This window comes from Photobacterium sp. BZF1, assembly GCF_014349205.1.
In the GTDB taxonomy this organism is placed as follows: Bacteria; Pseudomonadota; Gammaproteobacteria; order Enterobacterales; family Vibrionaceae; genus Photobacterium.
This window is the reverse complement of the sequence record NZ_JACSOF010000216.1, coordinates 1-7951: the sequence shown is the minus strand read 5'-3', so window position 1 is coordinate 7951 and position 7951 is coordinate 1. Positions and strand designations below refer to the sequence as shown.

The window sequence follows — 7951 nt, the reverse complement described above, 5'->3', positions numbered from 1 at the left end:
GTTTTAAGTAGATTTATTATACATTCCAAGTTGCTGTTTTCTAATTTATAAATCTATTTTAAAGAAGTGGATATTAAAGAATAAGATATATTATGAAATATTATTAATGATATATTTCCATTGAATTCATTTCTCGTTTGCGTTTGATTATCAATGCCAATGTCCAGTAATGGTAGGGGTTTATGTCATTAATGGCCGATTTTATCTCATATCCAATATTATATTTCTGTACATATTTCATGTTTGTTGCTCAAAAAATACGTGCTTGCATTAATTTATTATCACATAGTGTCTTAAATTGATGGGGATCATTAATTTGTGACTATTACTACTTTAGTATCAGCCGCATAATAAATAACTAAAACAACCCATTTTGATTTGTATTGTTTTTATAAAACAAATCGCAAATGGATGGTTTTACTCCTCATTCATAATGGTCGCAATATGAAAAACTGGATAAACGAAGCAATTCTTTCGCCAATGAAGCGCCGTAGCTTTATTAAGTGGAGTGCCGCTGTTGGGGGTGCTGCAGCTACTGTCGGTTCTGGCCTTCCGCTAAAAGCGGTTGCTAAAACTAAAGAAGAGGTTGCAGGCGAGACAAACACAGTTTGGTCTGCCTGTATGGTTAACTGTGGTAGCCGCTGTGCGCTTCGCGTACATACCAAAGATGGTGTAATTACCCAGATCGAAACGGATAACCGTGGTGACGACAGCGAGTTTGGTAAACACCAAATCCGTGCGTGTCTGCGTGGCCGTTCTATCAAGCACCGTGTTTACAACCCAGACCGCCTTAAATACCCAATGAAACGTGTCGGTGAGCGTGGCGAAGGGCGTTTCGAGCGTATCAGCTGGGATGAAGCGCTGGACTTGATGGCTGACAAGCTGAAGTACACCATCAAAGAGTATGGCAACGACTCTATCTTTATTACTTACGGCTCGGGTACCCAAGGCTACCGTACTGACGGTAAGGATTGCTTCAAGCGACTATTCAATATGATGGGTGGTTTCCTCGACTATTACGGAAACTACAGCTGGGGCCAGATCATGTTCGCCCTGCCATTCACCTACGGTGACAAAAAGGCAGCAGCTTACGGCTCTTATACCACAGAGATTGAAAATGCAGAGCTGTTGGTCATGTTTGGCTACAACCCTGCAGAAACGCGTATGAGTGGTGGCGGTGAAATCCACGAGCATATCTCAGCACAACGTAAGAAAAATGTCCGTACCATCATCATCGACCCTCGCTACACAGATACCATGCTGGGTAAAGAAGATGAGTGGCTAGCGATTCGTCCAGGTACTGATGCCGCTTTAGTTGAAGCTATCGCGCACGTACTGATCACTGAGAACCTAGTGGATCAAGCGTTCCTAGACAAATACTGTCAGGGCTATGACGAGAAAACGTTGCCAGCAAGTGCGCCTGCAAACGGCCACTACAAAGCGCATATCTTGGGTCAAGGTCCTGACGGTATCGAAAAGACGCCAAAATGGGCGGCAGGTATCACGGGTATCCCTGAGAAGAAGATCATCCAGCTTGCTCGCGAAATCGGTACAGCTAAACCTTGTTTCATCACTCAGGGGACCGGTATCCAGCGTCAGGCGAACGGCGAGCAGACTTCTCGTTCTATCGTTATGCTGCCAATCCTAACCGGTAACATTGGCCTTCCGGGTACCAATACCGGTGATATGCCAGCTAACTACGGTTACCCAGCGCCGCGTATCCCTGTGGGTACTAACCCTGTGAAAGTCAAAGTCCCGTTCTTCAAGTGGAGTGATGCGATTTGGCGCCACGAGGAAATGACCGACAAGACTGACGGTATCCAGGGTGACGAGCGTATGCGTACGCCAATCAAGTTCATTCTTGCATACTCTGGTAATGTATTGATGAACCAGCATGCGGATCTAAACCGTAATGCAGAAATCATCAAAGATGAGTCACTGGCTGAGTTTATCGTGGTATGCGACAACCATATGACGGCATCTGCACGCCATGCTGACCTATTGCTACCTGATGTAACGACTATCGAAAACAATGAAGTTAGCTCTGATGGTTACTCATCGGGCTCGATGGCAGGCCTATGGCCGCTAGTTCGTGCAATTGAGCCGCTTTACGAAACGCGCAGTGCCTACCAAATGTGTGCGGAACTATCTAAGCGTTTTGGTTTGTACGAGCAGTTCACCGAAGGCCGCAGCCGTGACGAGTGGCTTGAGTACCTTTACGCTGAGCGTATGAAGCAAGACCCGAACATTCCTTCCCTTGAGCAGTTGCGTAAAGAAGGTCCATATACCGTAGTTGCGCCGAAAGAAGGCCGTATTGCGCTGGAAGATTTCCGCAAGGATCCAGAGGCAAACCCAGTTGGCACGCCTTCAGGCCGTATCGAGATCTACTCGACCAAGCTTGAAACGATTGCCAAAGAGTGGGAGTTGAAAGAAGGCGATGTCATTACGCCACTTCCGCAATACGTAACAACTTGGGAAAGCCATTTGGATCCAAAGACCAAGGAATTCCCTCTTCAGCTATTTGGTTATCACACCAAAGGCCGTACTCACTCGACGTACCACAACATCCCGTGGCTACGTGAAGCGGTATTTGATGGTATTTGGATGAACCCGCTAGATGCTGCGAAACGCAACTTGAAGAGCGGTGATTTCGTTAAAGTTTGGAACGACCGTGGTGAAATCCGCGTCGCAATCAAAGTGACTCCTCGCATCATGCCGGGTGTGACTGCCCTAGGCCAAGGTGCCTGGTATAGCCCAGACAAGAAAGGTGTCGACCAAGGCGGTTGTATCAACTCGCTGACGTCACAGCGTGCAACACCGTTATCGAAAGGTAACCCACAGCACACCATTCTAGTTGAAGTAGCCAAGGCCTAAGGAGAAGCGTAAATGACTCAATATGGTTTCCACGTTGATACCAGTAAGTGTACTGGCTGCAAAACGTGTCAAGTATCTTGTAAAGACAGAAGTGACCTACCAGTAGGTGTTAACTGGCGTCGTGTATATGAATACGCGGGCGGTGACTGGGTGCAGCATGAAGATGGTACGTTTACCAACGATGTGTTTGCTTACTACATGTCTATTAGTTGTAACCACTGTAGCAACCCGGCATGTACCAAGGCTTGTCCGACAGGCGCAATGCACAAGCGTGAAGAAGACGGTCTGGTTGTGGTAGATGGCGATGTGTGTGTAGGTTGTCGTTACTGTGAAATGGCTTGTCCTTACGGTGCGCCTCAGTACGATCCTGAGAAGAAACACATGACTAAGTGTGACGGCTGTTACGAGCGTATCGGTACAGGTCAGAAGCCGGTTTGTGTTGAATCTTGCCCGCTACGTGCGATCGACTTCGGCCCTATCCATGAGCTACGCGAGAAGTACGGTGCCCGTGCGGATATCGCACCATTGCCGGATCCACGTTTGACCAGCCCGAACCTTATTGTCAGCACTTGCTCAAACAGCAAGTTGAGCGGCGATACCAAGGGTAGTATCCAGAACCCAACGGAGGTGGGCGCATGAGCCAGTTATCTCTAGTTTTCTTTACCGTACTAGCTCAAGCTGCTGTCGGTATGTTTATTGCGCTTGGCTTGGTTGAAATGCTGTTCAAGCCAAACGCAAAGACAATGACCCGAAGCTTTATCGCGGTTTTTGTATTGCTAGGTATCGGTGCAGTGGCTTCTGTGACTCACCTAGGCCAGCCGTTCCGCATGTTCAATGTCATGTTCGGCTTGGCACACGGTAGTGCGTTGAGCTTGGAAATTGTTGGTTTGAGCCTGTTCGGTGGTGCGGGAGCAGCATACACAGGTATGCGCTTGTTCAACCTGATGCCTGCAATCCGCAAACTATTGCTACCGGTTGCTATGGTACTGGGTGTGGTATTTATCCTAGCGATTGCTAATGTGTACACATTGGCGACAGTCCCGACTTGGAATACACCATTTACTTCGTTCCAGTTCCTAATGACTGCTGCGGTACTTGGTCCGATTGCTGCCGCAGTGATGCTTCGCGCTCAGTCAGGCGGTATGGGGGAGCTTGGTGCAAAGGCAGACCGTACGCTTGCTGTTTCAGCAGCCGGTTTTGGCCTTATCGCCTTGATGGGCTACGCTGCTTACTTGGTCTGGCTAGGTCAGTTGAACGTTCACGTTAACCCGTTCGAAGTGGTGGATTACTCTTTCCGCTTGGCACTAGCTCGTGTTGGTTTGCTGCTGGCTGGTGTATTATTCTGGCTAGTAAGTGCCGTGAAGGGTAACAGCACGGCTAAACATGTCGCGATTGCCAGCTTTGTACTTGTATTGGTATCAGAGTTCATGGGCCGCGCTTTCTTCTATGATGTCTACATCAGTGCTAGCTCAGGCATGTAATTGCTTGTGACAGCAACCTAAGTGAGCGTCGAAGCAACTTCACTATTTGATTAAGCAAGGAAGGCTGATTATTCAGCCTTCTTTTTTGGAAAAAATATGACCGAACAACAATACCAGACTATCGCAGGCTTATCGCTAGTTAGCCGCTTCCTTTACCAAGCACTTCACCAGTCGCCAACGGCTGAATTTATTGATGCTATTTACCAAAATGACCTTATTGGACAGTGGCCGTTAGATGCCGATAACGACTCGGTTGAGAAAGGCCTTGAATTATTGGGCAATAAGCCAGAGCTCAAACCTTTAACAGATGACTTCCAGGCTCTTTTCATTGGCCCGGATGTCCTTAGAGCGGCCCCTTGGGCATCGGTATACTTGACTGAAGAGCAGACAATCTTTGGCCAGCCAACTTTGGCGATCAAAGCTTTTTATTCTCAGTTCGGTATCGAGATTGATACTGGTGAGCGCGAGCCAGAAGATCATATCGGTTTGATTTTTACATTTCTGGCTCACCTAACCGAACTGGCTTTGCAGCAAGAGGTCGATGAAAACAAACCATCGCCGATTTTATGTGCTCTGGAAAAATTCCTTAGTGAGCATGTACTGACGTGGGCGCCGCGTATGTTGCATATCATGCGCGAGCAGGCAGAGACAGATTTTTACCGTGGTATCAGCTTCGCTGCGGAAGGTACGCTGCGCCAGTTTGCCCAGCTAGTCAAAGCTGATTATCGAATTGTAAAACTGTACCGTTAAGTCGTTGTAATATAGGTAGCTAAGTGAGCCCGTTGGGGCAGGGTATATCAGTTAAGGCAGGGCAGGTCATTGCAAGAAAAAAGCGAGAAGTATTACAAAGCGGTGCTGGAGCACAAGCAAGTGAGTCGTCGGGGGTTATTTAGAGGTTTGTTGGGTGGGGTGAAGAAAACTCATCACGCCGCAGTGCTGGAACCTTTTACACGTAAAGTCGCCCGTCCACCACAAGCCGTTGATGAAACACTGCTAGCTAAGCTCTGCGATGGCTGTGGAAAGTGTGAGAAAGCCTGTCCGCAGCAAGTCATTTCTATGATTGATGGGATGCCCGAGCTGAACTTAGATTGCAATTACTGCACTGATTGCGGTGAATGCCAGAAAGCTTGCCCAACCAAAGCGCTATCGAACAATGTAGCCTCAACAGGGATGGTTCCTGTTTTCAGCGCTGCCTGCCGCCGTGTTTTGCATGGCTACTGCGACATGTGCGCAGAAGAATGCCCGAAACAAGCTATTGATCTTAGTGAAAAGCGCCCTGCGGTAATCAAAGAAAGCTGCACAGGGTGTGGCCAGTGCCGTTCTTCTTGCCCTATGGGGGCGATCAGTTTTGAATTAACAGCTATACAGCCTATTCCAGTTCAGGGGTAACGCGATTTACCTGAAACAGTAAAAATAAAAGCGGCGAGTATCCAACTTTGGGCACTCGCCGCTTTTTTATATGTCAGTAAAAGGCGGAATTAGCTGCCGTAATACATACAGATACGGCTACCATCAACTTCTTGGATTTTGAATGGGATATTGTAGATATCTTCCATGATTGACTGTTGGATGACCTCTTCAACCTTACCGCTTTTGATCACTTCACCTTTTCGCATCGCAACGATGTTATCTGAATAGCAAGATGCAAAGTTAATGTCGTGGATAACAATCACCACGGCCTTGTTCATCTTGTGGGCAAGTCGTCGGATAGTCTGCATGATTTCGACAGAGTGCTTGATATCCAAGTTATTGAGTGGCTCATCGAGGAAAATGTAGTCAGTATCTTGTGCGACCACCATGGCGATGAATGCCATCTGACGCTGGCCGCCACTTAGCTGATCGAGGAACTTATCCTGAATATCGGTAATATCTAGATGGCCAAGCGCTTCATCAATGATACGGTTATCTTCATCTGTCAGGCGGCCTTTACTATGCGGGAAACGGCCAAAGGCCACCAACTCACGGATGGTGAAGCGCATATTAATGTTATTAGACTGGCGTAGCACTGCAAGGCGTTTGGAAAGCTCTTGGGTATCCCACTGTGAGAGTGGTTTGCCCGCAATCAATACCTCACCGGCATCACTTTCCGTCAGGCGGCTTGCCATTGAAAGCAAGGTACTTTTACCCGCGCCATTCGGACCAATAATCGAAGTCACTTCTCCTAATGGGAATAGGGCACTCGCCTCACTAACCACCAAGGTGTCGTTATATTTTTTTGAGAGTCCAGTTAATTTAATCATGATAAATCAAAACTTATTACGCATTAGAAGGAAGAGGAAGTAGCTACCACCGACAAAGTTGATGATGACGCTTATGGTGGTATCGAAGGCAAAGACCTTCTCAATCAGCCATTGGCCACCGACAAGAAGCACTATCGACATAGTACTGGCCGCCAGCATCAAGAAGCGGTGGTGATAACTGCGAAACAATTGGCGGGTGAGGCTAACGACGATCAAGCCGAAAAACAGTACAGGGCCAACCAAAGCCGTAGAAATAGCAACCATGACAGTTATTACCATCATGACCTGCATCGTCACCTTATGGGTATCAACCCCAAGGCTTTTGGCGTTGTCCGTCCCGAGCCAGAACACATCTAGCTTGTTGGAAAGAGAGAACAACAACGCAAGGCAAATACCGAGAGGGATAATCGACCAGTAAACCAATTGTCCGTTAACGTTATTGAAACTGGCGAACATGGTGTTTTGCAAATTTGCAAATTCATTCGGGTCCAAGATCATGGTAAAGAAATTGGTCACGCTGCTAAACAAGCTCCCGCAGATGATACCAATCAGCAGCAAGGTGAAGACATTGCTATTGGCCCTGCGGAAGTAAAGGCTAAACAGCAGCATAGAGAAGCCGCTCATGGTTAGCGTTGTCAGCAGGAAATTGACCTTCGCATCGGCAAACCACACACTCATACTGCCGAACATCACCACGATAATCACTTGAATCATCACATAGAGTGAATCGAAACCCAGAATCGAAGGCGTCAGAATACGGTTGTTGGTAATGGTCTGAAATACCAGTGATGAGGTGGAAATTGCAACGGCTGCTAGCACAATCGCCATCACCTTCGGCAGGCGTAAAGACAGGAAGAATTGATAGTTCTGTGCGTTGAGGCCCTGACCAATGAAGTAGGCAGTAATGAGTAACCCAAATACCGCAAGCAGGGAAACTTTAATACCATCACGCATTGGATTTATCCTTCAGAACGAGAGCAATGAAGATAGCCCCACCGAAAATACTGATGATCATCGAGATAGGCATTTCATAAGGGAAAATAATCAAGCGACCAAGAATGTCGCAGGCCAGTACCAGCACCACACCCCAGTAAGCTGTCCAAGGTAGGTTACGGCGCATGTTATCGCCCATATAAACAGCGACCAGGTTAGGGACAATGAGGCCAAGAAACGGAATAACACCGACGATCATCACTACCGTTGAAGCAAGGATGGCAACAATCAATACGCCGATAAAGACAATTTTCTGGTAATCCAGGCCGATATTCTTGGCAAAGCTCTCACCGACACTGGCAGCGCTGAATTGGCTGGCGAAGTAGTACGCAACCATGCAGGCGGGTAGGGCAAGATATAGGA

General features: G+C 47.5%; 8 protein-coding genes. 5 read left to right on the top strand and 3 right to left on the bottom strand.

Annotated elements, in window-relative coordinates:
• The first annotated feature begins 444 nt into the window (after positions 1–444).
• From BIZ37_RS28350 to BIZ37_RS28330, 5 genes are all read left to right on the top strand, one after another.
• Positions 445–2874, top strand: coding sequence for a DMSO/selenate family reductase complex A subunit (locus tag BIZ37_RS28350; protein ID WP_187464389.1), 2430 nt, complete (start codon positions 445–447; stop codon positions 2872–2874).
• Between the two features lie 12 nt (positions 2875–2886).
• Positions 2887–3513 carry a DMSO/selenate family reductase complex B subunit gene (locus tag BIZ37_RS28345; RefSeq protein WP_187464388.1) on the top strand — a complete coding sequence of 209 codons (627 nt, stop codon included), beginning with the start codon at positions 2887–2889 and terminating at the stop codon, positions 3511–3513.
• Positions 3510–4355 carry a DmsC/YnfH family molybdoenzyme membrane anchor subunit gene (locus BIZ37_RS28340; protein WP_187464387.1) on the top strand — a complete coding sequence of 282 codons (846 nt, stop codon included), beginning with the start codon at positions 3510–3512 and terminating at the stop codon, positions 4353–4355. Before BIZ37_RS28345 ends, BIZ37_RS28340 begins: the two co-directional genes overlap by 4 nt.
• 96 nt (positions 4356–4451) lie before the next feature.
• Positions 4452–5105 (top strand): molecular chaperone, encoded by a 654-nt coding sequence (locus BIZ37_RS28335; protein WP_187464386.1) that lies wholly within the window; start codon positions 4452–4454, stop codon positions 5103–5105.
• A gap of 69 nt (positions 5106–5174) precedes the next feature.
• Positions 5175–5744 carry a 4Fe-4S binding protein gene (locus BIZ37_RS28330; RefSeq protein ID WP_187464385.1) on the top strand — a complete coding sequence of 190 codons (570 nt, stop codon included), beginning with the start codon at positions 5175–5177 and terminating at the stop codon, positions 5742–5744.
• An 89-nt stretch (positions 5745–5833) separates the two neighbouring features.
• On the opposite strand, the gene BIZ37_RS28325 is transcribed toward BIZ37_RS28330, so the two are convergent.
• From BIZ37_RS28325 to BIZ37_RS28315, 3 genes are all read right to left on the bottom strand, one after another.
• Positions 5834–6595 (bottom strand): ABC transporter ATP-binding protein, encoded by a 762-nt coding sequence (locus tag BIZ37_RS28325; protein ID WP_187464384.1) that lies wholly within the window; start codon positions 6593–6595, stop codon positions 5834–5836.
• Between the two features lie 6 nt (positions 6596–6601).
• Positions 6602–7549, bottom strand: a complete 948-nt coding sequence (locus tag BIZ37_RS28320) for an iron chelate uptake ABC transporter family permease subunit (RefSeq protein ID WP_187464383.1) — start codon at positions 7547–7549, stop codon at positions 6602–6604.
• A partial coding sequence (locus BIZ37_RS28315) for an iron chelate uptake ABC transporter family permease subunit (protein ID WP_187464382.1) occupies positions 7542–7951 on the bottom strand: 410 nt, incomplete at its 5' end. The genes BIZ37_RS28320 and BIZ37_RS28315, both read right to left, overlap by 8 nt.

Bases quoted from the DNA above. Each gene is read 5' to 3' on its own strand.
- BIZ37_RS28340 (WP_187464387.1), top strand. From the start codon at position 3,510: ATGAGCCAGTTATCTCTAGTTTTCTTTACCGTACTAGCTCAAGCTGCT.
- BIZ37_RS28350 (WP_187464389.1), top strand. From the start codon at position 445: ATGAAAAACTGGATAAACGAAGCAATTCTTTCGCCAATGAAGCGCCGT.
- BIZ37_RS28320 (WP_187464383.1), bottom strand. From the start codon at position 7,549: ATGCGTGATGGTATTAAAGTTTCCCTGCTTGCGGTATTTGGGTTACTC.
- BIZ37_RS28345 (WP_187464388.1), top strand. From the start codon at position 2,887: ATGACTCAATATGGTTTCCACGTTGATACCAGTAAGTGTACTGGCTGC.
- BIZ37_RS28325 (WP_187464384.1), bottom strand. From the start codon at position 6,595: ATGATTAAATTAACTGGACTCTCAAAAAAATATAACGACACCTTGGTG.
- BIZ37_RS28335 (WP_187464386.1), top strand. From the start codon at position 4,452: ATGACCGAACAACAATACCAGACTATCGCAGGCTTATCGCTAGTTAGC.